This is a genomic window from Nocardia sp. alder85J (assembly GCF_020176955.2).
In the GTDB taxonomy this organism is placed as follows: Bacteria; Actinomycetota; Actinomycetes; order Mycobacteriales; family Mycobacteriaceae; genus Nocardia.
Map to the genome: position 1 here is coordinate 88,742 of NZ_JAIUCZ020000009.1, position 24,860 is coordinate 113,601.

Annotated in this window: 24 protein-coding genes and 1 pseudogene; 15 read left to right on the plus strand and 10 right to left on the minus strand. The window is 68.9% G+C overall.

The genetic code is table 11. The features are described from left to right. Positions 1-142 precede the first annotated feature (142 nt). The 3 genes from LBW94_RS30715 (at position 143) to LBW94_RS30725 (ending at position 3,832) form a co-directional block, all read left to right on the plus strand. Positions 143-877 (plus strand): TetR/AcrR family transcriptional regulator C-terminal domain-containing protein, encoded by a 735-nt coding sequence (locus LBW94_RS30715; RefSeq protein WP_225058931.1) that lies wholly within the window; start codon positions 143-145, stop codon positions 875-877. A 207-nt stretch (positions 878-1,084) separates the two neighbouring features. After that, a complete protein-coding gene (locus tag LBW94_RS30720) occupies positions 1,085-2,338 on the plus strand; it encodes a fatty acid desaturase family protein (RefSeq protein WP_225058930.1) in 1,254 nt (417 codons plus the stop codon). 153 nt (positions 2,339-2,491) lie between these two features. Then, a complete protein-coding gene (locus tag LBW94_RS30725) occupies positions 2,492-3,832 on the plus strand; it encodes a SpoIIE family protein phosphatase (protein ID WP_225058929.1) in 1,341 nt (446 codons plus the stop codon). Between the two features lie 149 nt (positions 3,833-3,981). On the opposite strand, the gene LBW94_RS30730 is transcribed toward LBW94_RS30725, so the two are convergent. The 3 genes and pseudogenes from LBW94_RS30730 to LBW94_RS30740 form a co-directional block, all read right to left on the minus strand. After that, positions 3,982-4,416 carry a MarR family winged helix-turn-helix transcriptional regulator gene (locus tag LBW94_RS30730; RefSeq protein ID WP_225058928.1) on the minus strand — a complete coding sequence of 145 codons (435 nt, stop codon included), beginning with the start codon at positions 4,414-4,416 and terminating at the stop codon, positions 3,982-3,984. Positions 4,417-4,484: 68 nt separating this feature from the next. Then, positions 4,485-4,841, minus strand: a pseudogene (locus LBW94_RS30735) (aminoglycoside phosphotransferase); the annotation flags it as partial. 19 nt (positions 4,842-4,860) lie between these two features. Continuing rightward, the gene (locus tag LBW94_RS30740) at positions 4,861-6,783 is read right to left on the minus strand and encodes a hypothetical protein (RefSeq protein ID WP_225058927.1); all 1,923 of its coding nucleotides are present in this window, start codon (positions 6,781-6,783) and stop codon (positions 4,861-4,863) included. 288 nt (positions 6,784-7,071) lie between these two features. Between LBW94_RS30740 and LBW94_RS30745 the strand changes: the two genes are divergently transcribed. Together LBW94_RS30745 and LBW94_RS30750 are read left to right on the plus strand one after the other, a co-directional pair. Continuing rightward, a complete protein-coding gene (locus LBW94_RS30745) occupies positions 7,072-7,575 on the plus strand; it encodes an esterase/lipase family protein (RefSeq protein ID WP_225058926.1) in 504 nt (167 codons plus the stop codon). A 39-nt stretch (positions 7,576-7,614) separates the two neighbouring features. After that, positions 7,615-8,028: a hypothetical protein gene (locus LBW94_RS30750; RefSeq protein ID WP_225058925.1), complete on the plus strand. Its 414-nt coding sequence runs from the start codon at positions 7,615-7,617 to the stop codon at positions 8,026-8,028. A gap of 3 nt (positions 8,029-8,031) precedes the next feature. On the opposite strand, the gene LBW94_RS30755 is transcribed toward LBW94_RS30750, so the two are convergent. Beyond that, positions 8,032-8,751, minus strand: coding sequence for a TetR/AcrR family transcriptional regulator (locus tag LBW94_RS30755; protein WP_225058924.1), 720 nt, complete (start codon positions 8,749-8,751; stop codon positions 8,032-8,034). Positions 8,752-8,890: 139 nt separating this feature from the next. On the opposite strand from LBW94_RS30755, the gene LBW94_RS30760 reads away from it, so the two are divergent. Further along, a complete protein-coding gene (locus LBW94_RS30760; RefSeq protein WP_225058923.1) occupies positions 8,891-10,093 on the plus strand; it encodes a PucR family transcriptional regulator in 1,203 nt (400 codons plus the stop codon). A gap of 195 nt (positions 10,094-10,288) precedes the next feature. Here LBW94_RS30760 and LBW94_RS30765 read toward each other — a convergent pair whose 3' ends face one another. From LBW94_RS30765 to LBW94_RS30775, 3 genes are all read right to left on the minus strand, one after another. Continuing rightward, on the minus strand, positions 10,289-10,837 hold the full coding sequence (locus tag LBW94_RS30765) for a CocE/NonD family hydrolase (protein ID WP_255634513.1): 549 nt from the start codon (positions 10,835-10,837) through the stop codon (positions 10,289-10,291). Positions 10,838-11,001: 164 nt separating this feature from the next. Then, positions 11,002-11,418, minus strand: a complete 417-nt coding sequence (locus tag LBW94_RS30770; protein WP_225058922.1) for a nuclear transport factor 2 family protein — start codon at positions 11,416-11,418, stop codon at positions 11,002-11,004. A 45-nt stretch (positions 11,419-11,463) separates the two neighbouring features. Then, entirely contained in the window at positions 11,464-12,330 is an 867-nt protein-coding gene (locus LBW94_RS30775) for an SDR family oxidoreductase (protein WP_225058921.1), read from the minus strand. Between the two features lie 236 nt (positions 12,331-12,566). Between LBW94_RS30775 and LBW94_RS30780 the strand changes: the two genes are divergently transcribed. Next, complete coding sequence (locus LBW94_RS30780; RefSeq protein WP_225058920.1) at positions 12,567-13,412, plus strand: helix-turn-helix domain-containing protein; 846 nt, start codon at positions 12,567-12,569, stop codon at positions 13,410-13,412. Between the two features lie 395 nt (positions 13,413-13,807). On the opposite strand, the gene LBW94_RS30785 is transcribed toward LBW94_RS30780, so the two are convergent. Then, a complete protein-coding gene (locus LBW94_RS30785) occupies positions 13,808-14,986 on the minus strand; it encodes a cytochrome P450 (RefSeq protein ID WP_225058919.1) in 1,179 nt (392 codons plus the stop codon). Positions 14,987-15,106: 120 nt separating this feature from the next. After that, on the minus strand, positions 15,107-15,919 hold the full coding sequence (locus LBW94_RS30790; RefSeq protein WP_225058918.1) for an SAM-dependent methyltransferase: 813 nt from the start codon (positions 15,917-15,919) through the stop codon (positions 15,107-15,109). A gap of 289 nt (positions 15,920-16,208) precedes the next feature. Between LBW94_RS30790 and LBW94_RS30795 the strand changes: the two genes are divergently transcribed. The 6 genes from LBW94_RS30795 to LBW94_RS30820 all read left to right on the plus strand — a co-directional run bounded on the left by LBW94_RS30795 (position 16,209) and on the right by LBW94_RS30820 (position 22,238). Continuing rightward, positions 16,209-16,469: a hypothetical protein gene (locus tag LBW94_RS30795; RefSeq protein ID WP_225058917.1), complete on the plus strand. Its 261-nt coding sequence runs from the start codon at positions 16,209-16,211 to the stop codon at positions 16,467-16,469. Positions 16,470-16,563: 94 nt separating this feature from the next. After that, positions 16,564-17,673 carry an MBL fold metallo-hydrolase gene (locus tag LBW94_RS30800; protein ID WP_225058916.1) on the plus strand — a complete coding sequence of 370 codons (1,110 nt, stop codon included), beginning with the start codon at positions 16,564-16,566 and terminating at the stop codon, positions 17,671-17,673. A gap of 177 nt (positions 17,674-17,850) precedes the next feature. After that, complete coding sequence (locus LBW94_RS30805) at positions 17,851-19,515, plus strand: WXG100 family type VII secretion target (RefSeq protein ID WP_225058915.1); 1,665 nt, start codon at positions 17,851-17,853, stop codon at positions 19,513-19,515. Next, positions 19,515-19,961, plus strand: a complete 447-nt coding sequence (locus tag LBW94_RS30810; RefSeq protein WP_416276989.1) for a hypothetical protein — start codon at positions 19,515-19,517, stop codon at positions 19,959-19,961. The genes LBW94_RS30805 and LBW94_RS30810 overlap by 1 nt, the downstream gene beginning before the upstream one ends. 64 nt (positions 19,962-20,025) lie before the next feature. After that, positions 20,026-20,466 (plus strand): MarR family winged helix-turn-helix transcriptional regulator, encoded by a 441-nt coding sequence (locus tag LBW94_RS30815; RefSeq protein WP_225058913.1) that lies wholly within the window; start codon positions 20,026-20,028, stop codon positions 20,464-20,466. Between the two features lie 50 nt (positions 20,467-20,516). After that, entirely contained in the window at positions 20,517-22,238 is a 1,722-nt protein-coding gene (locus LBW94_RS30820) for an MFS transporter (RefSeq protein ID WP_225058912.1), read from the plus strand. Between the two features lie 140 nt (positions 22,239-22,378). Here LBW94_RS30820 and LBW94_RS30825 read toward each other — a convergent pair whose 3' ends face one another. Continuing rightward, positions 22,379-23,341 (minus strand): oxidoreductase, encoded by a 963-nt coding sequence (locus tag LBW94_RS30825; protein ID WP_266272569.1) that lies wholly within the window; start codon positions 23,339-23,341, stop codon positions 22,379-22,381. A gap of 108 nt (positions 23,342-23,449) precedes the next feature. On the opposite strand from LBW94_RS30825, the gene LBW94_RS30830 reads away from it, so the two are divergent. Next, the gene (locus LBW94_RS30830; protein ID WP_225058999.1) at positions 23,450-23,833 is read left to right on the plus strand and encodes a PPOX class F420-dependent oxidoreductase; all 384 of its coding nucleotides are present in this window, start codon (positions 23,450-23,452) and stop codon (positions 23,831-23,833) included. Between the two features lie 94 nt (positions 23,834-23,927). Further along, a complete protein-coding gene (locus tag LBW94_RS30835; RefSeq protein ID WP_225058911.1) occupies positions 23,928-24,848 on the plus strand; it encodes a D-alanyl-D-alanine carboxypeptidase family protein in 921 nt (306 codons plus the stop codon). Positions 24,849-24,860 lie beyond the last annotated feature (12 nt).

A 24,860-nucleotide genomic window follows, 5' to 3' on the forward strand; every position in this document is an offset into this window, starting at 1 on the left:
GGCGACGAAATCGAATCATGCTCAGCACGGCGATCCAGTGGATCCGCTCTTCCAGTACACGCCTTCCCGACCCTTACGTCAACAATGTAGGTCTACACTATCGAAGAATTTCAGCCGTTCAGAACAGGAGGCCCTCCCCACCATGGCCGAATCACCGATCGACAGTGAATCCACGCGGCCCGCAACCGAGCCCTCGGCCGCCGGTCGCCGGCGTAGTCCGGTGACGCGCGAGGCGGTGTTGCAGGCCGCGCTCGAGATCGTCGACCGTGACGGGGTCGAGGGTATGTCGATGCGGCGGCTGGCCGATGCGGTGGGGCGCGATCCGATGGTGATCTACCGGCATGTGTCGAACAAGGCCGCGGTGCTCGACGGTGTGGCCGAGATCGTGTTCGCGCAGCTGTCGGTCGATGCCGGCGCCCCGGACTGGACATCCCAGTTGCGAGTGGTGGCGAGGGATTTCCGCCGGTTGGCGCTGACCTATCCGAAAGTGGTGCCGCTGCTGGTGACCCGGCCGTTGGCGACGCCGCTGGGACTGCGGTCGCGGGCGGTGCTGCGGCCGCTGGAAGACATGCTGGCGTTGCTGACACGTGCCGGCTTCTCCGGCGCCGACGCGCTGCACGTCTATCGAGCCTTCTTCGGATTCCTGTTCGGGCACATCCTCAACGAACTGCAGGAGATCGTGGAGAATCCCGAGGAGACCGACGGCGTGCTCCGCCTCGGGTTGTATCGACTGCCCATCAGCGAGTTCCCGTTGCTGCGCGAACTGGCGCCGGTGCTCGACGCCTACGACGGCACCGCCGAGCTCGAACGCGGGCTCGACATCCTGTTGACCGGCTTGGCCGCGAATCTGTCCAGCGACGATCCGGGCCGCCGATGACCGTGCCGTACGGACTGTGTTAACAATGTAACACTACGTTGTAGATATATCCCGTTACGGCACCTACGCTGGCGGTAACCGGTTCATGTGTCGAGCGATCGCCGATCCGGCAGGTCGCGACCGGAACGACAGCGGGCGAGGCGTCGCCATCGAGGGCGCGATCACCACTCCCCGCGGCCACCTCACAGGAACCCGAGGGCAGGAACAATGGCAATCACCGACGTCGCCGTCTATGCACAGATGAGCGCGGCCGATATCGAGGCGCTGGGACGCGAACTCGACGAGATCCGGCACGATATCGAGGACCGCCGCGGAACTCGGGACGCGGCATACATCCGCCGCACGATCGCGGCCCAGCGCGGTCTCGATGTCGCGGCACGGCTCGTGATCATGTTGAGCCGCAACAGAATCGGGATCGCCGTGGGTACGGTCGCGCTGGCCGTGGCGAAGAGCATCGAGAACATGGAGATCGGGCACAATGTCGGCCACGGCCAATGGGATTGGATGAACGATCCCGAAATCCATTCCACCACCTGGGAATGGGATATGGCAGGTTCGTCGGCACAGTGGCGCTACGCGCACAATTATCGTCACCACGTGTTCACCAACGTGCTGGGCATGGACGACGATATCGGCTTCGGTGTGATGCGGGTGACCCGCGACCAGCGCTGGCGGCCGTACATGCTGTTGCAGCCGTTGCAGAACATCCTGCTGGCGGCCGCTTTCGAGTGGGGAATCGCCATCCACGGCCTCGATGCCGAACGCGCCCGGGCCACGACGCGGGCCGAGAAGTTCGCGCAGGCCAGGATCCTGTCCGGGAAGATCACCCGGCAACTCGGCAAGGACTACCTGCTGTTCCCCGCGCTGAGCGGCGCACGCTGGCGGCGCACGCTGGCCGCCGTGTTCGCCGCGAACGTGCTGCGCAATGTCTGGGCCTATCTGGTGATCTTCTGCGGTCATTTCCCCGACGGCGCGGAGAAATTCACCGCCGCGGCGATCGAACAGGAGACCCGGCCCGAATGGTATCTGCGGCAGATGCTGGGTTCGGCGAACTTCGACGCTGGACCGGTACTCGCCTTTCTGAGCGGCCATCTGAGTCATCAGATCGAGCACCATCTGTTCCCCGATCTGCCCAGTAACCGCTATCCCGAGATCGCCGTCCGGGTGCGGGCCCTCTGCGACAAATACGATCTCCCCTACACCAGTGGCCCGCTGTTGCATCAATACCTCCTGGTCATGCGCACCATCCATAAACTCGCCCTGCCGGACCGCTTCCTCATCGCGACCTCCGACGACGCGCCGGAGACCGCCTCGGAACGAAAGTTCACCGGATCCACTGCGGTCGCCGCCGACGGCACCGGACATCCCGGGCTGCGCACGGCCCTGCGCCTGCGGCGCGGTCACCGGGCGGCCGAACGCCGTATCGATCGAGCCTCTGCCCGCCACCGCGGCGACCGGTAGCGTCACACGCGGCGCCGAGCCGAGCGACCGGGGCAGGTCACCGTGGCCCCCGCCGCTGTGCGGACCGCTGCACCGCAGGTCAACGAGCCGCCGCCACGCTGCGGCCCGACCCGTGCCGACCCGGCTGCGTAGAGTTGTGGTTCGACATATCGGGTGAGGCTGATCGGAGCGGTGGTGTATCCGGAGGGTGTGCGGGCCGATGGGCTCCCGGCGGTGCTGTCGGACCCGGCGCGGCTGGCGGCACTCGCGGCCAGCGGGCAGATCGGCAGCGGACCGGAGCGTGTGTTCGATGATCTGGCGCGGTTGGCGGCGTCGGTCACCGGATGCGGGATCGCCGCGATCACATTCGTGGGGGAGAGCCGCACCTATTGGAAGTCGGTACCGCATCTGCCGTTCGAGGGTTTCGAGCAGTGGCAGAACGCGGTCGGGGACAGTTTCTGTTATTTCCCCGTGGGTATGAACGGGCCCTTCGTCGTCGAGGATGCCGCGAATGATCCCCGCACGGCCGGCCATCCCGCGATCGGGCCGTGGGGGGTGGGGGCATGGGTGGGGTTCCCGATCCAGAGTTCGGAGGGGTATCCGATCGGGAGCATGTGTGTCATCGACGCCGGGCCGCGCTCGTGGAAGGCTGAGGATCTCGACACCCTGGCGCTGTTGACACGGGCGGTGTCCAACGAGGTCAATCATCGCGTCTCGCTCGAAGCCGCCCGCGTCGCACTGAACGTTGCCGAGGATGCGCTGGCTCAGTCCGCGGAGTTGGCCCGCAGTCTACAGGAGAGCCTGCTGCCGCCGGTACTGCGGCCGGTGCCGGGCATGGACAGTGCCGCGCGATACCTGCCGGCCTCGGGCGAGGTATCGGTGGTCGGAGATTTCTACGACCTGTTCCAGGCACGCGGACCGTGGTGGACCGCGGTGCTCGGTGATGTGTGCGGCAAGGGCACCGACGCGGCGAGGGTCACCGCGCTGGCCCGCTATACGGTACGCGCCGACGCCGGGGAACATCTGTCGCCGGCGATCGTGCTCGACCGGCTGAACACCGCGATGCTGGCCCAGCGCGCACCGCGATTCCTCACCGCGGTGCAGGCCACCTTCCGCACCAGCGACGCCGGTGTCACCGGCCGGCTGTGCCTGGCCGGACATCCACCCGCGCTGGTGCGCCGGGCCGACGGTCGCGTCCGGCCGGTCGGGACAGTCGGCACGCTGCTCGGAGTGCTCGACGACGTCGAGCTGACCGACGTGCGATTCCGGCTCGGTCCCGGCGACCTGTTGCTGTTCTACACCGACGGCGCCTGCGAAGCGCGGGCCGACCCCGCCGGCCCGCAGCCACACAAGCCGATTTTCGATGAGAGCAACCTGGCGCGCGCCCTCGCCGACAGCCACGGCCTCGGCGCGGTCGCGACCATCGATCACATCGCCGCGATCCTGGCCGACTACCACGGTGGTTTCGCCAGCGACGACACCGCGCTGCTCGCCATCCGCGCGCGGCCGCAGTAGGCCGGAACGGGAGATCCTGTTCTGCCGCCCCGTCAGCGCGTGCGGATCAAGATTTCTTGCTGGGAACGACGACGACCACGATCAGGGTGAGGATGCCGAAGTGCCACCACAGGTCGTCGAAATCGGTTGCCGGACTGTGGATGTCCGGTTCACGGGCCGTCGCTTCCCGCGGGTAACAGCAGGTCGGCGAGTTCGTCCAGGAGGGCGAGAACCCGGTCGGCTGTACCCGGGTCGGCGAGCGTTTCGGTGAACACTTCCCGAGGTACGCGGTGCCGCCGATCGATGGCGCGTTGCAGCGTCGGGGTCGCGCGGACCAGGGTGCGGCGCCGGTCTGCGGCATCGGGGAGGGTGCTGAGCAGGCCCTGGTCCGCCAATCGGGCGACTCGCGCGGAGACGTGTCCCTGCGAGAAGCCAGTGCGTTCGACGATATTGCTGATCGTGCTGTCCGGGTGCAGCAGTACGTCTTCCAGCAACAGGCCCTCGGTGGACGCGCCGATCGCCCGCTCGTCGGCGTCGAGCTTGACGTGCTGCCGGGACAGCTCGATGAGCCGCTTCCCGAGGCGATGCAATCGCTGCGCATCCATCTCCGAAGATTACATCGCCTGCGATACATTCTCGGCGATGTATCGCAGGCGGCGATGCTGTCGGTACGTCACCGAGGGCCGCACGGTCGGCTGTCCAGGGTGGCGATCGCGTCGGCGGTGTTCAGGTCGGTGTAGGCGGCCGAATAGCGTTGGGCCAGGGCGATGTCGGGGCGTTGCCGGAGTTCTCCGGCGCTGGCGGTGGCCGGCCAGCTGGTGAGCCCGTGGGTGACCGATGCGCGGTAGCGCAGCCAGATCTCGTCCGTCGTCGGCAGTTCATCGGCGGGCAGTTCCAGCGCGTCGCGATAGTGCGCGAGCAGTTCGCGCTCGCCGGCGGGGCGGTCGTCGGTGGTCAGCGCGCCTTGCAGGAAGTCTCCCATGTCCGGTGACCAGTTGCCGCGGCGGCCGACCTGCCAGTCGAGCCGGCCGCTGATCACCACCTCGCGTTCAGTCCCCGTTCCCGGGCTGGGTGTACGCGTGGCCGTCGACGGTGGTGGTCAGCGTGCCGGTGGCCTGGAAATTGTTCTGTAGCACTTGCGGTTTCATCGTGAAGCCGCCGGGCTCGCTCGTGGTCTTCGTCCCGGTCCGCCGGCCCGACAGGGTGAGGTGCTCGTGCAGGTTCACGCTGTGGTCGGGGAGTATCGCCGCGCTCTCGGTGCCGTCGACGGTGTGGTCGCCGTCGTCGCTGAAAGCGGTGTAGGTCACCGTGATCGAGGTGAGCGGCGTACCGGCCAGTTCGACGCGGGCAGTGCCGTGCCGCGCACCGGTCAGCGTATAGCTGCCCGCCGCAAGAAGATTCGGCGTCGGCAGCGCCACGCCGGGGGTGTACGGCGTGCCCCACGGCACGGCGTCCGGAATCGGCGGGATCACCGGGACCGGTTGCGGTGCCAGATCCGGGAAGCGGGCGATCATGACGCGGCTGTGCCGCCCGCCGGGTTCGGCGGAGGCCGGGCAGGGCAGGGGATTGCCGCCACCGCAGGCCGGTGTGACGACCTGGTTCTCGGCGTAGACCACACCGGTGCTGTCCGCCAGCCACGCGGGGTCGGCGGCGGCGTTCCAGTTCGGATCACCGCCGGCGTTGATCTGCTGGCTGCGGTCCGCGGCCGCGTTCACGAGGTACGGTGCGAAGAACCGGCGCTGACCGTTGTTGCGGATGCTGGAGACGTACCCGGTGGTGAACAGGTCGGTGATCGGCGGAATGCCGCGCAGGCCGGAGATGAAGTCCAGCCGCCCGGACCCCAGAACCTGTTCCGCCAGTGTCCATCTGCCGTCGGGGGAGGCCGACATCGGGTCGCTGTACTCGGCGTGGTCGGTCAGCGGCCGGGACTGTCCGGTGCGGTTGTCGGTGGCCCACAGGTCGACGCTGCCGGAATCGTGCGGGGTCAGGCCGACCGCGGCGCGGCCGTCGGCGGTCCAGCCCCGGAACTCGCCGATGATGCCGGCCGGGTTGATCTTCAGCGCGTCGCCGTCGGTCACCCAGTACTGGTATTGCGGGGCCGGGTTGTACAGGGTGGTCACGTTCGTCAGGTCGTAGCGGGGGACCAGCGGGCTGCCGGTGGCCGGATGCGGGTCGAACTCCAGTGTGCCCATGAATCCGTACTGGATGGTGGCCGAGGGGCTCAGGTCGCCGGTGAATCCCGGGAAGTAGTTCCAGCCCAGGTGGGTGTCGTCGGGATTGAGCCGCGGTTCGCGGTAGGCGCCGCCGTCGCCGGACCCGTCGGGGGTGACGTTCCAGCGGATCGGATAGATGTGGATCCGGTCCGGGGTACACCGATCGTCGCTCACCTCGAACTCGCCGCAATCGAGGATGCTGTGCCCGAGGAAGACCCGCTTCCCGTCGCGGAAGCCGCGGATGGGGTAGGTGAACTGTGCGGCGTCGACCCCTTGCGCGTTGGCCGCGGGCACACACGACAGGCATTTCCACGCGTCGCCGCCGGCGAAGGCGCCGCCGTCGGTCCGGACCAGCAGCACCTGCGGCCCGGAGTAGACCGCGGCCGGGTCCGGCGCGGCCGGCGCACCGGCGAACCGCACGCCCACCAGGGTGTACCTGCTGTCGGGGAAGAATCCGGTCGCGCCCAGCCCGCCCCACTGCGCCGTCACGCAGCCGGTCCGATGCGGATTGACCGCCTCGGTACAGGATCCGGCCGCGTCGGTCGGAGCGGTCGGCGGCACCGGCAACTCGCTGATCGCGACCCGCTCGTGCAGCTGCCGATCGGGCGGCACACCCAGTGTCGTGGCGGTGGCGGCGGGTGCCGGTGGCGGGGACGTACTTCCGCAGGCCGCGGCCAGGCCGCTCATCGTCACCGCGGCGATCACCATCGCGAGGGTCCGGCGGAGCCGCCCTCGCTGTCGGCCTTCAGCTGTTGTCAACACGACTCCTCCGCGGCGGCGTCACGCCGGGCAGGCCGGAACTGTTGTTCCGATGCGAACTCTCCCGGCTCGACGAATAATACATCGCTAACGATACATTTCTGGCCGTCGTCCTGAAGGCGGCCCCGGACACCCCGCTGGTCACCCTCGCGCTGGGGGAGTTGATCGACCCCGGTGCCGAGGCGGAATCTCGGCAGCCTGTCGCGCATCACAATCTCGAATGTGGTTGCGTCACAAAATGCTCGAGATCCCCGATCGGGGCGGAGCGCGCCGTGCCATAGTCCGCGCATGACCGACCTGAAGAAGAAACGACGGTGGGGTGTAGCGGTTTTCGGCGCCGCGGTGGCGGCGGCGATCCCGTGGTGCGCTGCGGGCAGTGCCACGGCCGACCCGCCGCCGACACCGTATCCGGTCCCGTACCACTTCCTTCTCGACGCCGCCACCAGCGCGCTACAGGGTGCCGGCGCCGCGCCACCGGGAACGAACGACTGGGGGTGCCGGCCGACTCCCGAGCATCCGGAGCCGGTGGTGCTGGTCCACGGTTTCCTGGCCAACCGTACCGACAACTGGCAGACCTACGGGCCGCTGCTGGCGAACAACGGGTATTGCGTGTTCGCGCTCACCTACGGTAACGACAACGGCGGATCGTCGGCCGGATTCGTCGGCGGGCTGGCCTCGATGGAAAGCAGTGCGCGTACGCTCGACGCCTTCGTGGATCGGGTTCTGGACGCCACCGGAGCCCGGAAGGTCGACATCGTCGGGCATTCCGAGGGCGCCACCATGCCGTACTGATACCTCAAGTTCGATCACGGTGCGGCGAAGGTCGCCACGATGGTCGGGCTGGCTCCCTTGGTGCACGGGGTCGGCCCTTCCTTCGGACTGAACACGGGCTCCGCCGAGGGTCCTGCCGCAGTGGAATTCGGCGCGACATCGGCATTCGTCCAGCAACTCGACGCCGGTGGCATCACGGTTCCCGACGTCTCCTACACCCAGATCGTCACCCGCTACGACGAACTGGTGATCCCGTACACCAGTGGCATTGTCGCGGAGCCGAATTCGACCAACTTCACGGTGCAGGACCAGTGCCCGCAGGATCTGGCCGATCACCTGTCGCTCGCCTCGGATCCCGTCGCGGCCCGCGACGTGCTCAACGCACTGGACCCCGCGCATGCGGAGCCGGTGCGGTGCTCGGTGGTACTGCCGGCGATCGGGGCCGTGCCCACCGGGTCCGGGGGTTCCTCGTAGCGTTCAGCCGGCCGGTGCGGACCGCTCGTCCGCGCTGGCGCCGGCCGGGACGCGCAGGACCGCCAGCTGACCCTCGACCAGGGATTCCAGCAGGTCGCCGAGTTCGCCGGCGCGTTGGGCGGCAACCCGGCACAGGGTGACCCCGTGGACCAGGGCGGTCGCCTCCTCGTAGGCGACCGCCGGGGCCTCCGGCCAGTCCGGATGCACCGCGCGGGCTTTCAGATGCCACGCATGCAGCGAAGCGGTGAAGTCCGCCCGGCATCGGAGATAGCGGTCGACGGCGGCGGGTCCCGCGGACAGGATCTCGAACAGGAAGACCTTCGCGTAGGCGGCCTCCCGCGCCATGAAGTCGAGGAAAGCGCCGGTGCCCCGCCGTATCTGCTCCACCGGACCGGCCCCGGCGGCCTGCGCGGTGACCGCCGCGATCGTGGTGTCCCGGAGCACCGCGATCCGGCCGTACTCGTAGGCCTCGACGAAGCAGGATTGTTTGTCCGCGAAGTGTTCGTAGAACGTCTTCTTCGACACCCCGGCCCGCTCGGCGATCGCGGCGATCGTCGCCTGCCCGTAGCCGTGATCGGTCACGGCCATCAGCACACCGTGCCGCAGCCGTTGCAACTGCGACGCCTCGACCAGTTGCCGCGGAAGACCCGTGTAACCACTGGGGAGAGAACGGATCTCCGCCTCGAAGATCGAGGGCCGGTCTCCCGTTCCGGAACGAACCACCTCTGGATCATAGGCAGTGAACTGCGCCGAATCATCCACGGACCGGCCGGTAACCGTGCGACCTTGTTGTTACCACAAGTAAACACTACGGTTTCGGCTGGAAACCATGCAGTTTTCGGCAGAAGTGGTGAGGTGACCGATGGTCGTGGCGCAGAGATCACCGGCTGCCGGGCGCGGCCGCGACAAGGCGGTGCGGGCAGGTGCACCGGGACGAAACCGGAAGCCGCTCATCGATGCCCGCGCGCTCGCCGCGGTGGTGGCGCAGCGCCTGATCACGGCCCACGGCGGCGACCACCGCTACGACGAGGAGATCCGGCGCGCGGTCGCCGCCTGCCTCGAGGTCGCCGCGGCGGTCCTCGACGGCAGGGACCACGCGGATCGGGTCACCGCGATCGAGCAGTGCGCGGCGCGGTGTGCGCACAACGAGATTCCGCTGCCGGTCGTCGTGCGCTGCGTGCACACGGGCATGCAGGTCGTCCTCGACGAAATCGGCCGCGCCGACCACCCGGTACCCCAGCAGACGTTCCGATCCCTGTTCGCCGCGAGGACCATCATCGCCGCGGCCGTCTCCCGCGCGTACCTGCGGTCGGTGTCGGGTGCCGCCACCGACCGCACCCGGGCGGTGCACGCGGTCGCGGCGGCACTGCTGGCCGGCCGCAATCCGGCGGTGCTGGCCCGAGCGGGCAATATCGCTCTGGCCGAGACCTATTGGGTCTTCGCGGTGCGGTTCAGCAGGCCGCTGGGCAATCGCGCGGAGATCACGCACTGGTGGGATCTGGCCCGCGCCGGGCTGACCGAGTACTCGACCGCCGTCCTCGCCCTGGCCGGGCTGCGGGGCGCGACGGTGCTGGTGCCCGTCACGGACCTGAGTGACGCCGATACCGGGAAGGCCGCCGCGATCCTGTCCGGCGCACTGCGTCAGGACAGCCACATCGTCGTCGTGCACGGCGAGGTGGCCCGGCTCCCGCAAGCGGTGCGCCTGGCACACGAACTGGTCGCCTTCACCCGGCAGCACCGCCTGCCCGCCCGGCTGTACTGCCTCGCCGATCTCGTGATCGAACATCAGCTCGCCCGTCCCGGTATCGCACTGGACCTCCTGGCCGCGGCCGTCGCGCCACTGGTGAGCGCTCCGAACCTGCTGGACACCTTGCGCATTCACCTCGCCACCGACCTCAACCGGCGGCGGACCGCTCGCGAGCTGTATGTCCACGTCAACACTGTCGACTACCGCATCAAGCGGATACAGGAACTGACCGGTCTCGACGTTCGCAGACCCGACGACCGGTTCCGGCTCCGCGCGGGCCTCATCGCCCACGACAGCAACAGCATTCGACACCGGTAGGAGCCGCCGCTCGGGTGCCGGGTGTCGCCACGCCGCGCGCCGGCGCGCGGTCAGCCGATGGCGCCGGTCTGCGCTGTCGGTGACGCGGCGAAACGGCTACGAGGTGCTGGGCAGGCTCAACGGCTCGGCGTGAGCGGTGGCGCAGGTCGACCGGGCCGCGGAGGACACGATGGCACCTCCGGCGACGTGCCCGGCTCAGCTCCGGTGGATCGGCAGGATCACCGCCGAGGGCCGGGCCGGGTCGTGGTGGACGGTCTGTTCGGCCGCGCGCAATTGTGTTGCGCTGCCGCGTGGTTCGCCGGTACCCGGGTTGCGGTTGTAGCGCGGGAAGGCGCCACTGGAGACCTGGACGCGGATGCGGTGGCCCGCCTCGAATCGGTGGGCGGTGGCGAACAGGGTCACGGTCGCGCGGGTGTCGTGGTCGGCGTCGGTGACGCCGACCAGGCCGTCGGTGACATTGAAGGAACGACCGTCGGCCCGCACATCACAGACCCGCACGAACACGTCCGCGTGGGCGAGGCTGGAGCGGAACCAGATCTCCGCTCCGACCTCGCCGATGATCTCGACGGCCTGTTCCAGCGGTGGTGTCGGGTAGGTCAGCACATCGGGGCGAGCCTCGAGTGCGGTGTTGTCGACGCTGCCGGTGTTGAACTGGAACCGCGAGCCGCCGACGGCCGGGGTGGGATCGGCCGGGTCGTACCGGTAGTTGTCCGGGGCCGACTCGCCCGGGACCTCGGTCGCCAAGCCGCCGCCGGGTTGCAGGTAGAACTCGCGGAGGTGGCGGAATTCCGGGCCGAATTCCTCGCATTCCTGGACGAATACGCACCCGCCGGCCGGGCCGCGACGGTGCTACAGCAGTACGGCCATCGCGAGGAACTGGCTCGCCGGTGACGGCCGGACCGCCGGGGCTATGAACGGGTCTGTGCCGCAGTCATATCCGTTCGCAGCCGGGTGAGTTTCTGCTGCTCGATCAGCCAGTGGTCACCGATCTTGCGGTACGACTCGTGGTAGTGGCCGTAGCCGCGGAGTTCGGTGCCGTCGGGCCAGCGCAGGTTGTCCTCCATCGCCCAGATGCCGCGGGCGGTGGTCGGGGAGGTCAGCTCGATCTCGGGGGTGTGGCCGTGGTGCACGGTGATGACGCCGTCCAGCGCCGCGGTCAGGAAGGTCATGAATTCGTCGGCGCCGGTGACGGTCGGGCCGCCGGATTCGGTGGTGTCGATGACGACGTCGTCGGTGAACACCGTGCGCATACCGGCCCAGTCCTTGGTGTCCATGAGACGGAAGTAGCGGGCCTTCAGCTGGCGGATCGCCTCGTAATCATCCATGTTCGTTCCATTCCGGGGTGTGCGGTGGCAGGGTTATCGCCTGGATCAGGCGGTGGATGTCCGGGTGAAGGCGCGCCGGGCCGCGTCCGCCAGCAATGCCGATCGTTCCCGCACGGCGGGCTCGAGATCGCCGTGGGTGACGATGTAGCGGGTTCCGGCGAGCACCTCGTCGGCGACATTGGACGCGGCCTCGTCCGGGGAGACGGGTGCCTGCACCATCCCCGGATTGGAGGCCGCCATGGCTTCGAAGTCGGCGGCGTCGCCGATCGGGCGCCGCAACTCCGCCGGTTGCACGACGGCGCTCGACTCCAGGTGTCTCGACAGCATTCCCGACGGGAAGATCACCGACACCGCAACCTGATCCCGCAGTTCCAGGCGCAAGGTCTCGGCCAGGCCCCATACCGCGAACTTCCCGGCCTGGTACACGCCCATCCGGCTGGCGGGATCCAGGACCGACGACGAGGTGGTGAAGGCCAACCGGCCTTTCGGCGCCGCGCGCAGTAACGGCAGGAATGCCCGCGCGGTCCGGGCGGCGCCGATGACGTTCAGGTCGAGTACCCACTGCCATTCCCGGTCGGTGAGTCGTTCGACGGCGCCGAACAATTGGACTCCGACATTGGAGACGACGAGGTCGGCGCGCCCGTACCGGTCGGCGACGGCCGTGGCGGCGGCATCGACGGAAGCCGAACTCGCGGCATCCGTCTCGACCGCGCTCACGGCGACGCCGTGCCGGGCGGACAGCGTTCCGGCCTCGGTGACGGCGCGGTCGTGATCGATGTCCAGCAGCGCGACCCGCATCCCTCGCCGTGCGCACTGATCGGCCAGCGCGAGCCCGAAACCCGAAGCGCCGCCGGTGATCACGGCGACCTCGGTGTCCGGGCCGCCTGCCGGCGGGGGAGTCTGTGCCGCCATCGATGTGCTCCTAACGTCGGTGTGGTCGGTGATCCGGATGCCCCGGGGCACCCGGCCGCGCCATCCTGTGTTTGAATATTCGAACTCATAGTTCGAATATGCGAAATATAGTGATGCGGGACACTCGACGTCAAGACCGCCGTCATCGGTACGCCGGTGACGGTGTCGCCCACGCCGATGCGTACCGGGCCGACGTAACCTCGTCAGGCCGAGACCTCTTCGCCCCAGGAGCCGCCGTGACTGCTTCCTCGCCGCCGACCCGGCGCGTGGTCGAGGTCGTCGAATTGCTGGTCGAACGCCACACCCGGCCCACCCGGCTCAGCGATGTCGTCTCGGCGCTGGGGATCAACAAGGCGACCGCATCCGCGGTCCTGGCCGAATTGTGCGACTCCGGATGGATCGCCCGTGACCCGGCCGACAAGACCTTCACCATCGGCGACGGCCTGACCCGCGTGGCGCGCCGACTCGACCCTTCCGCCACCCTCACCCGCGCCGCCCGCGCGGCAGCGACCGCCGCCCGCGACACCGGTTACGCCGCCTCGGTTTCCGAACGTGACGGCGACGAACTCGTCATCACCGCCTTCGTGCCGGGCCACGACCACCCTTGGCACGCCTCGGCCGGCGACCGGGTCCCGTTCGCAGCCCCGTACGGACCCGCCTACGCCGCCTGGGAATCCGACGCCGAACGCCGATCCTGGACAGCCCGCAGCGGTATCGACAGCGCCACGTTCGCCGCGACCGTCGAGCAGCAACTCGATCAGACCCGCGCCGCCGGATTCAGCGTCGAACAGACCAGCCCCGAAGCCCTCGCGGCGATACCGTTCATGACCAAACTCCACACGGCGCTCTCACCCACCATGCGCGAACACCTCAACGAGGTCCTCGTCGAACTCGTGCGCGCCACCCCCGGCGACACCACCGAGCCGCGCGACCAGTACGTCGCCGTCGTCGCGGCCCCGATCTTCGACAGCCGAGGCCGCGTCGCCTACAACCTGTGCCTGCACCCCTTCACCACACTGACCGCGCCCCGCATCGCCGAACTCGGCCGGCACCTGCGCGCCACCGCCGACACCCTCACCTGACCGGTGGCGGCGCGATTCGACGTGCAGCCATCGTCACGCTCGCAGTATCGTCGCGGCGACGATGATGTCCACCACCGCCGCTCACGCCGAACGGTGACCAGAACCGTCTGCATCGAGGGCCACGGGTGGGTGGTCGAGAACCCTATCTTCCCGCATCGGTGTGTGGGCGGACGGTGGGACGGTCGGGACGAGCAGCCGGTCCGACCCGCTCGTCGTCACCGTCGCGCGCAACGATCCGAACTATCAGAGCTGAATTCCCGAACGCCCGGCCCGGCTGTCGAAGCCGTCCGGGCCGGCATTGCCCTTGCCTCTCACCGGGTTACCGGCCGCCGGCGAGCCGGGCCGTCTTCGGCGTGGAATTCCTCGCCGATCTGTGAACGGGACCGATCAGCGACTCAGCGCAGGGTGACGTGGGTTGGGAGAGTGGCGAAGCCGCGGTTGTTCGAGGAGTGGATCCGCTTGGCGTTGCCGGTATCGATCTCGTAGTCGGCGACGGTGTCGATGATCGCGCCCAGGGCCACGCGCAGTTCCAGCCTGCCGAGGTTCGCGCCGAGGCAATGATGGCGGCCGGTGCCGAAGGCGAGGGAGGCGCTGGTGTCGCGGTCCAGGTCGAAGGTGTCCGGCTTCTCGAAGACCTCGGGGTCGCGGTTCGCGGAGCCGGAGATCAGGACGATCCGCTGTCCGGCGGGGATCTGCACCCCGTGCAGCTCGACCGGCTCGGTGGTGGTGCGGAGCTGGGTCTGGGACGGGGGATCGAACCGCATCGTTTCGCTGATCCAGTCGTCGATCCGCCCGTCGAAGGCGGCGCGGCGCTGGTCGGGGAACTGCGCTGCCGCGTTCCAGGCGTTGCCGAGGGTCAGCATCGTCGTCTCGATGCCCGCTCCGACCAGCAGAATGAGCACTCCGACAATCTCTTCGGGGGTGAGCCGGTCGTCGCCGTCGGCCGCGTCCAGCAGCGCCGACAGCAGATCGTCGCGGCGGTCCTTGTAGCGTTCGGTGGTCAGCTCGGTGTAATAGCCGATCAGGGCGCCGATCGCCTGCACCGCTTCGGGCCGCAGGTCGGGGGACTCCTCGTCGGAGTACATGATCTCCATGCCGAGGGCGCGGATCATGGCGCGGTCCGCTTCGGGGACGCCGACCAGTTCCGAGATGACATCCGTCGGGAACGGCCCGGCGAAATCGGCCATCAGGTCGAAACTTCCGGCCTCGAGCAACGGCTCCAGTACGGTGCGGGCCATCCGGTGCAGGCGGGGTTCCAGCGCCTGCACCCGATGTGCGGTGAAGGCGCGCGCCACCAGTCCGCGCATGCGCGTGTGCTTGGGCGGGTCCATGGCGACGAAGGAGAAGAACTGCTCGGCTTGCGGGCCCCAGAACGCCGGTTCCAGCCGCAGCCCGTTCGCACTGGAGAACCGGTCGGAATCCCGCAGCGCCGCAAGCACATCGGCGTGCCGTGACAGTGCCCAGAAGTCGTCGGTGTCGTTGCGGAACACCGGCGCCTGCTCCCGCAGCCGCGCGTAGTAGGGGTACGGGTCGGCCTGTACGTCGAAGTCGTAGGGACTGTAACGCGTTTGCATGCAGAACCTTTCGAGACGCCGCCACACCACGGGTCGCCGTGGGTCCGATGTGGACGACCCTAGACCAGAATCGCCGCGCGGGCGGCCCGTGGTGCGAGAGTCCGTGCCGGGCAGAGAGTTTCAGGGTTTACGCGCGACCGCACCCAGCATGGACACCGCCTCCGGCCGCGGATGCGCGCTCCAGGCCTCCGGCCGCCACGACAGGATCGAGCCGATTCCCGGTGGCAGCAACTCCATACCGTCGAAGAAGCGGCCGAATTCGGCGGTGGATCGCAATCGGAACGGAATGCCGCTGCGCTGGTTGGCCGCTTCGCTCTCGGCCAGATCCTCCGCGGTGAGGTGATCGCTGGTGGCATGGGAGATGACGAGATAACTGCCCGGCGCCAGCGCGTCGCACAACTGGCGCACCAGATCGTAGGGGCGCTGATCGTCGGTGATGAAGTGCAGGACGGCGACGAGCATCAGCGCCACCGGCCGGCTCGAATCCAGCACCGTCCGCACCTCCGGATCGGCCAGGATGGCCGCCGGATCGCGGAGGTCGGCCTGCAGATAGGCGGTGCGTCCACCGGGGCTGCTGTGCAGCAACGTCTTCGCGTGGATCGCCACGATCGGATCGTTGTCGACGTACACGACCCGCGATTCCGGAGCGATGTCCTGCGCGATCTCGTGCACATTGCCCGCGGTGGGCAGCCCGGCGCCGATGTCGAGGTACTGCCGGACCCCTTCGTCGCGGGCCAGATAGGCGACCACCCGCCGCAGGAACGCCCGATTCGCCACCGCCGAACACTGCACGGGCGGATATCCCTCCGTCACCAGCCGCGCCGATACCCGGTCGGCCTCGAAATTGTCCTTGCCGCCCAGCCAGTAATCGTAACGCCGAGCCGGATGCGGCTTGGAGACATCGATACCCGGCGGCGGCTGCTCGGATTCCACAGGTATTCCCCTTTCCTCCCGGCGACCGGCCGTTCCCGACCCTGCCATCCGGACAGCACGAGCGGCGACCCGGCACGGGTTCGCCACCTGCACTCCGGCCCGAACCACTTGCGCAGCAATCAACTTGGCCGCCCCGAGCCATCGGCGTCATCGAGAGCCTACTCGCTCGCCGCGCCGCGTGGTCGTAGCGGACGCCGAACTGTTCGCCGGGCGACCGTGATCCGCCGGCCTTGTAACCCACCTCCGTAGCTATTGGTGTGTGTATCAACAGGATTCGAAGGAGGTTCCCGTGAGGATGAAGACGAGGATCGCGATTGTCGCCGGACTCGCCGTGATCGGGGTGCCGGGCATCGCCTCGGCGGCGCCCGGCGATGCCGGGACCGGTTCGGCGTGTGCGCCGGTGATGGCGCCGCAGGACAAGCCGGCCGATCACGGGGCCACCGGTGCGGACGCGGGGGTGCCGCCGCGCCGGCGGTCCGCGTACGAGACGCCCGAGGGCAGTCAGGAGATGTTCGACACCGCCGTACAGGGCTCCGCATCCGGTCTCTGACCGCGCATTTCACCGGTCGATTCCAGCTGGAAGTGCACATTCTCACACATAGCCGAAACTATTGTTTCTCCCGGTCATTCAATACTGTGATCGAATGGGAGAAACCGAGACGTCCGCACCGGCGGCCGATGAATCCACTGTCATCGTCACCGGGACCGGCCAGCGTGAAGCCTGGCGCGAGCGGGTGTTACCGCAGGTCGAACCCCTTTCCGGGGGTTTGTGGTCGCTGCCGGTCCCGTTTCCGGACAATCCGCTGCGCTATACCCTGACCTACCTGGTCCCCGGTGATCAGGGCGTCGTGGTGGTGGATCCCGGCTGGCGTTCGGACGAGGGCTGGGAGGCATTGGTCGCGGGCCTGGCGACCGCGGGTGCGAGCGTCGAGGACGTGACCGGCATCGTGGTGACCCACATCCATCCCGATCACCACGGCATGTCGGGACGTCTGCGCGCCGCTTCCGGCGCCTGGGTCGCGATGCATCCCGCGGAGCGGGACACACTGGAGCGCCGGTTGACCGCGGCGCACACGCAGTTCGGCGGGTTGCGCGCGCGAATCGAGGGGCTGATGCGGCCCGCGGGAGCGCCGGAACCGGTGATCGACGAGTTCCTGGCGGATCTCGCCGGGCGGATCGACCGGGATGCGGAACCGCCGGCCGAACCCGACCTGCTGCTCGAGGACGGGGACGAGGTGCCGCTGCCCGGCCGCCGGATGCAGGCCATCTGGACGCCGGGTCACACCCCCGGCCACCTCTGCCTGCGCGAGGCGCGAGCGCGGGTGCTGATGACGGGGGATCACGTGCTCCCGCGCATCACCCCGAACCTCGGCGTGAACTCGGCGTCGGAGAAATCACCGCTGTCGTCCTTCCTGAACTCGCTGGAACGGATCGCGGAATTCGACGACCACGAGGCGCTGCCGGCCCACGAATACCGGTTCCGTGGCCTGGCGGCGCGCACCGCGGATCTGCGCGACCACCACAGGCGGCGATGCGCGGAGATCGGGGCCGTGGTCGATGCGGTCGGCGCACCGACGATCTGGGAACTGGCCGAACGCCTCACCTGGTCGCGGCCGTGGGCCGAGGTCGGCCGCATGATGGTCGCCGCGGTCTCCGAGACCCTCGCCCACGCGGTGTACCTGGTCGAGCAGGGCGAACTCGCCTGGGCGATCGGCGGGGAACACGACCCGATGCGGTTGCGCCGGGCGGTGTGAATTCGGCCCGCTGCGCACTCGGGTGATTCCGGCGCGTCCAGCATGGTCCAGGTCTGTCCAGATCGAATGCGGATCCGCGCTGGAACGTGAAAGTCTCCCTACCGAATTCGGATATGTTCAGGTCTCTTTCGCCTGACGATCGCGGGCCGAAGGGCTGTCGGCCGAATCGGAGGAAGCGTGGCGGACGGTCCGAGGGCGAAGGACAGCGATCCCGGTACCGTCGGTACGACGGTGCTGCCGCTCTCGCCCACCGCGCACGCGTTGTCCGTCGCACTTGCCGCGATCGATGATCTGCGGCGCAGTCCCGCGCTGGTCGCACACATTCCGAGTCTCGGCCGCCAGGCGATCGAGGCGGCCCTGCGCCCGCCCGCTCCCGGCGGCGATCCGGCGGCGGTCGACGGCCTCGCGGCGACCTATCGAAATGCGGAGACGACATCCACCGGCGTGGCCGAAGACCTGGGCGTCGTGGCGCGCTCGAAACTGCCCGCCGCCTGGCGTGGCGGGGCCGGCGAAACCGCCGCGCAGGCCGTCATGGCCCTCGGCAGCCAGATGATGGGAACGATCACCGCTTATCACGACGGCGCTGAGGCACTGACCACCTTTGCCACGAAATTGACGACAGCGCAGAAGAACGACGCATCCGGCAAGAAGACCCTCGAAACCGCGCATGTGGCAGTGTCGAAGCTGTTCGGTAAGCCTTCCAAGGCCGCATGGATCACGATCCTGGCGGGGGTCGCGGAAGCCTGCCACACCCGATTGACCGCCGCCCTGCTGCGGGACGGCGCCGCCGACGACCTCACGACCGTGTTGAATCAGCTTGCCGCGGACGCCCATGCGCGCGATATCCACGGACCGGGTGTGGATCCGCTGACCGCGGTGGTGCTGGCCAATGCCGGTGACTCCGGCCCGACGCCGGGGTCGCTGGGGCAGATACTGACTCCGGCGCAGGCGTCCCGGGCCTCGGCGCTGCTGGCCGGAATGTCGCCCGCGGACCGGGCCGCTTTCGACGCCCTGTTGTCGCGGTCGGGCTCGCCACAGGAAGCCGCATATCTCTGGAAAGCGCTGTCCAACGGATACACCCTCGACCAGATCGAACAATTCGACCGGGTGATCCATACGCACGGCTCCGACCCCGCCTGGCTGTCGGACCACCTGAATCCACGCCTGAGCACCGGGAACACCACCTGGGGGCCAGGTGATCAATACACCCCCAGCTATCTGGGCCAAACGCAGACGACGATCCCCGACACCGATAAACCGGGCTACGCCTACTTTTTCCCGTTCTACAGCCAGCAGACCACCGGCGATTGCGTCGTCGCCTCGACCGTGATGGCTCGCGCGCAGAACGATCCGGTCTACATGCTGGGCCTGACCACGGGTCAGGGTCCGAAGGGCGGGTCGAACCCCGGCGACGACAGCCCGGGCACGGTCGCGAAGCGGGTCCAGGCCGCCTACCTCGGCAACTTCCACAATCCCGCGACCGGTGAGGATCCCACCAAAAATGCGACAGCCCTGTTGAATTCGTCGACCGGAAGCAATTACCACAGTGTCGATCTGAACAACGCCGCCGACCGGCAGGCGGTGCTGCCGAGGGTGGAGGCGGCGCTCGACGCGGGAAAACCGGTCCCCATCGACACGAACACCACGGGATCCGGCGGCGGTGGTCACCAGATGATGATCATCGCGGCGAAGGGTGACGAACTCGAGATCTACAACCCCTGGGGCTACACCGAATGGGTGACCAAGGAGCAGTTCGTGAACGGCCAGATCGGTGATCTCACCGGCAGTTCGCCGACGGACTCGCAATCGGAGAAGATCCCCTACGCGGTGCTGCTTCCGTGATGGGCGGCGTGGAACGACGTCTCGACGACGATCTGTGGGAGTTGGATGTGGAAGCGGCGATTCGCGGAGGTCTGCCTGTGGAAGGGCCGGCGCGCACCGTCCTGTTCACCGATGCCGCCATCGCCGCGGCGCGCGACGCCGAGGATTTCGGGATCGGGCCCTACCCGATGATGTTCCTGGCCGACTGTGTGCGCAGTATGGGATTGGAAGCGGTGCGGGCACTTCCGGAACCGGTCATCGGCGCGGAGGCGATCGTGCTGGTGCGGAGCTGGATGTCGGCGGCGCGGACGGACCGTGAGCCGGACATCGTGCGGGACATGCTGTTCGCCCGCTGGCTGGCGGTGGTCGGCTCGCTGATGGACGCGCGGCGGTCCGTGCGGCAGCCGGGAGACCGGACCACCGAGGAGCCGCGCGGCGGCCACCCGCCGGGCGCGGGCGGGGAGTAGGACGGCCGGAATTCGGGCGCGGTTCCTGTTGCCAGCGGTCTGCCCGCATGTACATACTTAGCCTATGCATCAATATTCGGACCCTGGGGAACCGCAGCGGATGGGGGAGCTGATCGCTGCGGTCGAGGAGCTGGTCCGGTATGTGCGGCGCAGCGCCACCACCGGAGAGTTGAGTACGACGGCCTCGGCGGTGCTCAACCGGCTGGGCCGGGAGGGGCCGCGGCGGCTGACGGAATTGGCTCGCGCGGAGCATGTTTCGCAGCCGAGCATGACGCAGCTGATCACCCGGATGGAGCGGGACCTGTTGGTGACGCGCGGTTCTCATCGCACCGACGGCCGCGGGGTGCTGGTGGAGATCACCGACACGGGCCGGACGATGGTGCGGCAGCGGCACACCGAACGTGCCCTGGCGCTGGGACGACTGATCGAGAAGTTGTCCGAACCCGAACAGCGCGCGGTATTGATCGCGCTGCCCGCCCTGGCCCGGGTGATCCACGGACCCTGAGGCCGGCCGTTCTCGCGACACCCCTTTCCGTATACGTGGAGAAAGCCGCCATGAGTACCTCGCACGACACCTCCGTCAGTCCGTTCCGTCAGCCGAAAGCCGTGTGGGCCGTCGCCTTCGCCTGCGTGATCTCCTTCATGGGGATCGGCCTGGTGGATCCGATCCTGCCCGCGCTGGCCAAGAATCTGCACGCGTCGCCGAGTCAGGTTGCGCTGCTGTTCAGCAGCTATCTCATCGTCACCGCGGTGGCGATGATCTTCGTCGGGTGGATCTCCAGCCGGATCGGCGCCAAACGCACCATGGTCGCGGGCCTGATCGTGATCGTCGTCTTCTCCGCGCTGGCGGGTATGAGCGGGTCGATCAACGGGATCGTCGGGTTCCGGGCGGGCTGGGGTCTGGGCAACGCCATGTTCATCACCACCTCGCTGGCGGTGATCGTCGCCTCCGCCACCGGCGGGTTCAGCGGTGCGATCATCCTCTACGAGACCGCGCTCGGCCTCGGCATCGCGGTCGGCCCGCTGCTGGGCGGACTGCTCGGCGACATCAGCTGGCGCGGGCCGTTCTTCGGTGTCGCGGCGCTGATGGCCGTGGCGCTGGTCGCCACCGCGACCCTGGTCCCCGACACCCCGCGACCGGCGCGGGCCACCTCCCCGATCGCCCCGCTGAAGGCGCTGCGGCACCGCAGCCTGCTGACCATGGGAATCGTTGCGCTGATGTACAACTGGGGCTTCTTCACGATGCTGGGCTACGCCCCGTACCCGATGAAGCTCGACGCGATCCGGCTCGGACTGGTGTTCACCGGCTGGGGACTGCTCGTCGCGATCTTCAGTGTGCTGGGCGCCCCGCGGTTGCAGGGCCGATTCGGCACCGCACCGGTGCTCTACGCCAACCTCGCCACCCTGGGCATCCTCATGGCGGTGATCGCGGCCTGCGTGCAGACCCCGGCCGTCGTGATCGTGGCCGTGATCCTCAGCGGCGCCTGCATCGGCATCAACAACACCCTCACCACGCAGGCGGTGATGCTCGTAGCCCCGGTCGAGCGGCCCGTCGCCTCCTCCGCGTACGGGTTCGTGCGGTTCATCGGCGGCGGCCTGGCCCCCTACGTCGCGGGCAAGCTCGCCGACGCGGCGGGACTGCGCCTGCCGTTCTACGTCGGCGCGGCCGCCTTCGTGCTCGCCATCCCGGTGCTGGCCACCGGACACGGGATGCTGCGCCGGGCCGAATCGCACCTCGACGAATCCGCGCCCGTCCTACCGACTTTCACCGCCGTCGGCGCTCCGGCCGACGCCGACGAGTCCCGGGTGATCGTGGCGGTCGGCGCCGGCGAGTACGCACCCGCGGTCGTCGACGCCGCGGCCCGCCTCGCCCGCGACACCGGCAGCGTGCTGGAGATCGTCCACGTCCAGCAGACCACGGTGGTCGAGGGACAGGCCACCGAGACCGAAACCGCCGACCAGGCGCGGGCCACCGTGGTCGCGCATCTGGATCGAGTTGCCGCGCAAGGAATCTCCGCCGCCGGGCAGGTCCTCGGCAGCATCGGCGACCACGCCGCCGCCGGCCGGGCACTGGGCCGGCACGCCGACCGGGTCGGCGCTCGCGCCGTCGCGATCGGCCGCTCCCCGCGCGGCCCGCTGGCCCAGTTCACCGACGGCAGCTTCACCACCGCACTCACCCACGCCACCCGGTGCACCGTCGTCCTCGTCGGACCTCACACGGACCCGACCGCCGTCACGACCGCCAACCTGGAAACGCTGCGCACCGGGGCGATCTGAGCGGAACGAGTGGGCCGTTCGCGGCAGTGGGCTCGTGCTCCCGCAGCGGTACGCCGCTGTGGGAGCACAGGTTTCGGCGCGTGGTTACCGGGTGGTGCGCGACCGGGACGGTGACCTGCCGGTGGACTCCGGCGCTGCGCTCAGCCGGGTCCGTCGCCGGCGGCCGCCAGCAGGGGTACGACCAGATCGCTGACGGGAGTGGGGATTCCGTGGGATCGGCCGCGCCGCGACACGACTCCGTTGCGGATGTCCCATTCGAGGGGACGACCGGCCTGCCGGTCGGCGAGGATGGAGGTGCCCATGTCGGCTGGGGCGCTGCGGAATCCGTCGACGATCTGCTGCGGCACCTCGTCGCCGAGTACCGCGCCTTCCGCGCGTGCGACCTCGAGGCATTCGCGGAGGTAGGCCAGGGACAGCGCGGAGATGTCGGTCCGGGTGAACATGCCCGAGCGGCGGCCGGTCAGGACCATCAAGCCCGCGACCGCGTTCTGGAGCAGCTTCCGCCACGCGGCGGAGGTGAAATCCGCCGCGATGTCGGTCGAGCACCGGGTGCCGCGTAAGGCGGCGAGGACGATGCCGGTCGCGGGGGTGTCCGGCAGGGTGAGGTGCGCTGCGGCGCGCAGGCGGACCGAGCCGTCCGGTTCACGCTGGGCGGGAAACCACACGACCGAGGGCAGTACCGGGCCGCCGGACGTGTACGGCGTGACGAGTTCTTCCTGCTCGACGCCGTTCTGTAGCACGCAGACGACCGTTCCCGGGCTGCACAGGGCGGAAAGCCATGGCGCGGCCGCCTTCAGCTGTGTCGACTTGACCGCGAGGAAGACCAGGTCGACCGTGTTCCCGAGCTCGGCCGGGTCGATGCGCACCGGACCCGGCACCACGATCCGGCCGCCGTCGTCGTGCAGTTCCAGGAATTCGCGGGCCGCGCGACCGCAGATCGTGGGTGTGCGCCCGGCCTCGTGCAGCGCCGCGGCGATGGTGGTGCCGATCGCGCCCGGACCGACCACCGCGACGCTCGGATCGCCGGGCGTCGTCCGCGTCGCGTCCTGGGCGGGTGCTGTTCCGACGGTGGCGGGTTCCGGCCGGACTTCATTGGTGGGCACCACCGAAACCTAGCTCGAACCGGCCGCCGGGCGCGGTACATGCGTGCGGCGGGCGCCCACTCGCGAGGGGCCGTGGCGCCATGGGTGTTCAGAGTGGCGCAGGTGACGATGCCCGAAGACCTCATCGAACTGCTGCGGCAGCCCGCGCTGTGCAACCTGGCCACGACCATGCCGGACGGGTCGCCGCAGATCACCCAGACCTGGGTGGACACCGACGGCGAGCACGTGCTGATCAACAGCGTGCTCACGCACGTGAAGACGCGCAACATCCAGCGCGATCCGCGGGTGGCGCTGACGGTCACCGATCCCGCGCAGCTGCGGCGGTACTTCCAGGTGCGCGGGCGGGTGCTGGAGGTGCGCACCGAGGGCGCGGTCGAGCACATCGAGCAACTCGCGCAGCGCTATCTCGGCGGTCCTTACCCCTGGTACGGCGGCCGTGACCAGGTGCGGGTCGTGTTCGTGATCGAGCCGCAGCGGATCGGCGGGATCTGAGCGGAATCGGCTCGCCCGCGCCGCGGCGAGGGTGCGGGCGAGTCGCGGTGGTGAAATCCCGAGGTTCGGGGGAGCCGGGCTGCACAATGTCGCAATGCGACCATTTGCCCGATTGTTGCAGGCTGTTGTTGCCGGTGTCCTGGTGGTGGCGGCCGACGGTGCCGCCGCAGCCGCTCCCACGGTGAGCGGCGCGCACGCCCAGTTGCCGTTCTGGCCGGTCGCCGAGCCGGACGGCGTGCAGGCGCAGGAGGCGGAGCTGGCCGACGGGTTCACCGGCACCGCGCTGTGGTCGCGGGATTCGAATACCCCGGTGCCCATCGCGAGCATCACGAAGGTGATGACGGCGCTGGTCGTGATCAACGCCGGGGATCTGGACCGGGCGATCACGGTGCCCGACGGCATCGTCGCCTACGACCGCGAATACGGTGCGAGCACAGCGGATCTCGTTCCGGGCGAAGTGCTCACCGCGCGGCAGCTGCTGTACGGCATGATGCTGCCGTCCGGCTGTGACGCCGCGTACACGCTGGCCGAGTCCTACGGCCCCGGCCAGGAGGCGTTCATCGCCAAGATGAACGACACCGCGCGGCAATTGGGCATGGGCGGTACGCATTTCACCGACCCCAGCGGTCTGCCCACCCCCACCGACTACTCCACCTATTCCACCGCCGCCGACCTGGTGAAGCTGGGCCTGCGGGCGATGAGCCTGCCGGTGTTCCGCGAGATCGTCGCACTACCCGACTATCACCTCGCGGCGGGCCCGGGCAACCGCGAGCACGACTGGCGGACCACGAATCGGCTGCTGCGCGACTATCCCGGCGCGGTGGGGATCAAGACCGGATCCACCGACGCCGCGGGCACCTGCCTGCTGTTCGAGACGGTCAGGGGCGGGCTGCCGCTGATCGGCGTGGTCCTGCACAGCTCCCCGACCAGCGGCGTCGTCGCGGAGGCCGACGCCGCCCACATGCTGAACTGGGTCTACGACCCGATCCTGAGCGCGCTGCCGATACCGCAGTAGCGGCGACGAGGT